The sequence below is a fragment of the Aeromicrobium sp. PFPM2_SD2 genome (assembly GCF_057364525.1).
In genome coordinates, this window is record NZ_JBNFNZ010000376.1 from 1 (window position 1) to 2,412 (window position 2,412).

At 73.6% G+C, this 2,412-nt stretch carries 3 protein-coding genes; 2 read left to right on the top strand and 1 reads right to left on the bottom strand.

Going from position 1 to position 2,412, the window contains the following annotated elements:
- Window positions 1-813, top strand: an 813-nt coding sequence (locus AC2W7G_RS13825; protein ID WP_485868947.1) for a class I SAM-dependent methyltransferase, incomplete at its 5' end; no start/stop codon positions are given.
- 68 nt (window positions 814-881) lie between these two features.
- On the opposite strand, the gene AC2W7G_RS13830 is transcribed toward AC2W7G_RS13825, so the two are convergent.
- Window positions 882-1,988 carry a citrate synthase 2 gene (locus AC2W7G_RS13830; RefSeq protein ID WP_485868948.1) on the bottom strand — a complete coding sequence of 369 codons (1,107 nt, stop codon included), beginning with the start codon at window positions 1,986-1,988 and terminating at the stop codon, window positions 882-884.
- Between the two features lie 37 nt (window positions 1,989-2,025).
- On the opposite strand from AC2W7G_RS13830, the gene AC2W7G_RS13835 reads away from it, so the two are divergent.
- On the top strand, window positions 2,026-2,412 hold a 387-nt coding region (locus tag AC2W7G_RS13835), incomplete at its 3' end, for a pyridoxine/pyridoxamine 5'-phosphate oxidase (protein WP_485868949.1).

Sequence of the window (2,412 nt, forward strand, 5' to 3'; positions counted from 1 at the left end):
GCGCTCGCAGACGTCCTGCTGCGCGAGGTGCGCGCGCTGCGCGGTGAGCTCGCCCGAGGTGCCCGCCGCGCCATCGCCGAGGTCGCCGACACCCAGCGCCGCGTCCACCGCGCCGACGTCATCGCCTTCCGGGGCGTCACGTCGCGGCTGGACGGCCAGCGCACCTACCTGCACAAGCTGCCGAGCGTCACGGTCGAGCTGGGCCGCGCGTACGACCGTCTCGCGCCGGCGGACTTCCGCATGCCCGAGCTGGGCGGCTGGGCCATGGCGCCCGGAGCGCTGCTCGACCTGCTCGACCTGGTGACCGCCCCGGCGTGCACGACCGTCTTCGAGTGCGGCTCGGGCAGCTCGACGGTGTGGTTCGCCGCCGCGATGGAGCGCCGCGGCGGCGAGGGGCGCATCGTCTCCCTCGACTCCGACGTCCGCTTCGGCCAGCAGACCCGCGACCGGCTCGAGGCCGCCGGCCTCGCCCACCGCGCCACCGTGCTGGACGCACCGCTCGCCGACCGCGTCGTCGGCGACCGGCCCGAGCGTCCCTGGTACACGCTGCCCGTGCTGGACGACGACCTGCGCATCGACCTGCTGCTGGTCGACGGCCCGGTCGGCGCCCTGGCCAGCGAGGTCCGCTACCCGGCGTGGCCGCTGCTGGCCGACCGGATGCGCCCGGGCGGCATCGTCGTCCTGGACGACACGATCCGTGCCGACGAGAAGAACATCGTCGAGGCCTGGACGACCGAGGTGCACCACGGGCTGCGGCTGCGCGTCGACCGCCAGCTCGAGCAGGCCACGGTGATGGTGGTCGAGCAGGCGTAGCGGCCCCTCACGCACGACGAGGCCCCAGTCCCTTCCCCGGGACTGGGGCCTCGTTGTGGTTCAGCGGGTCAGGTGTGCGCCCAGTCGGGGTTCCAGCCCTCGACCTCGTCCGCGCGACGCTCCGACGGTCCGGTGTAGACCGCGGACGGACGGATGAGGCGTCCGGTGCGCTTCTGCTCCAGGATGTGCGCGCTCCAGCCGGCGGTGCGGGCGGAGGTGAACATCGCGGTGAACATGTGCGGCGGGATCTGCGCGTAGTCCAGGACGATGGCCGCCCAGAACTCGACGTTCGTCTCCAGCACGCGGTCGGGACGACGCTCGCGCAGCTCGGCCAGGGCGGCCTGCTCGAGCGCCTCGGCGACCTCGGCGCGCGGGGCGTTGAGCTCCTTGGCCGTGCGGCGCAGGGTGCGGGCGCGTGGGTCCTCGGCGCGGTAGACGCGGTGGCCGAAGCCCATGAGCCGCTCGCCGGCGTCGAGCAGCTGCTTGACGTACTGGCGGGCGTCGCCGAGCCGCTCGACCTCCTCGATCATCGTCAGCACGCGGGCCGGGGCACCGCCGTGCAGCGGGCCCGACATGGCGCCCACGGCGCCGGACAGGGCAGCTGCGGCGTCCGCGCCGGTGGAGGCGATGACGCGGGCGGTGAACGTCGAGGCGTTCATGCCGTGCTCGGCGGCCGAGACCCAGTAGGCATCGATGGCCTTGACGTGGTCGGGGTTCACCTCGCCGCGCCAGCGGGTCAGGAAGCGCTCGGTGATCGTCGAGCACTTGTCGATCTCGCTCTGCGGCACGAACGGCTGGCCGACGCCGCGCGCGGCCTGGGCCACGTACGACAGCACCATGACGGCGGTGCGGGCGAGGTCGTCGCGGGCCTGCTCGTCGGAGATGTCGTACAGCTGCTTCATGCCCCACGCGGGCGCGGTCAGCGCGATGGCGCTCTGCACGTCGGCGCGGATGTCGCCGGAGTGCACCGGGATGGGGAACGGCTCGGCCGGCGGCAGGCCCGGCTCGTAGGCGCCGTCGACCAGCAGGCCCCAGATCTTCTCGAACGGCACGCGGCCGACGAGGTCGTCGATGTCGACGCCGCGGTAGCGGAGCGCCGACCCTTCCTTGTCGGGCTCGGCGATCTCGCTCTCGAACGCGATCACGCCTTCCAGGCCGTGGTGGACTTCAGTCATGGGCACATCATGCCCTGACCGGCCGTACGGTGTCCCCGTGGACCTCAGGCTCGCGCAGATGCGCACGGAGTACGCCCGCGAGGGGCTGGACGAGCACGCCGCCGGCGACGACCCCGTGGCGCTGTTCGAGCGCTGGCTCGACGACGCGATCACCGCGGGCGTGCCCGAGCCCAACGCGATGACGGTCGCCACCGCGACGCCCGACGGCGTCCCGTCGGCCCGCATCGTGCTGCTCAAGGACTTCGACGAGCGCGGGGCCGTCTTCTACACCCGCTACACCTCGCGCAAGGGCGGCGAGCTGGCCGCGAACCCGCGGGCCGCGGCGGTCATGCTGTGGCACCCGCTGCAGCGCCAGGTGCGCATCGAGGGCCGGGTCGAGCGGGTGGACGCCGGGCAGTCCGACGCCTACTTCGCGTCGCGTCCG

Coding starts and splice junctions, on each gene's coding strand:
- AC2W7G_RS13830 (WP_485868948.1), bottom strand. CDS start 1,988: ATGACTGAAGTCCACCACGGCCTGGAAGGCGTGATCGCGTTCGAGAGC.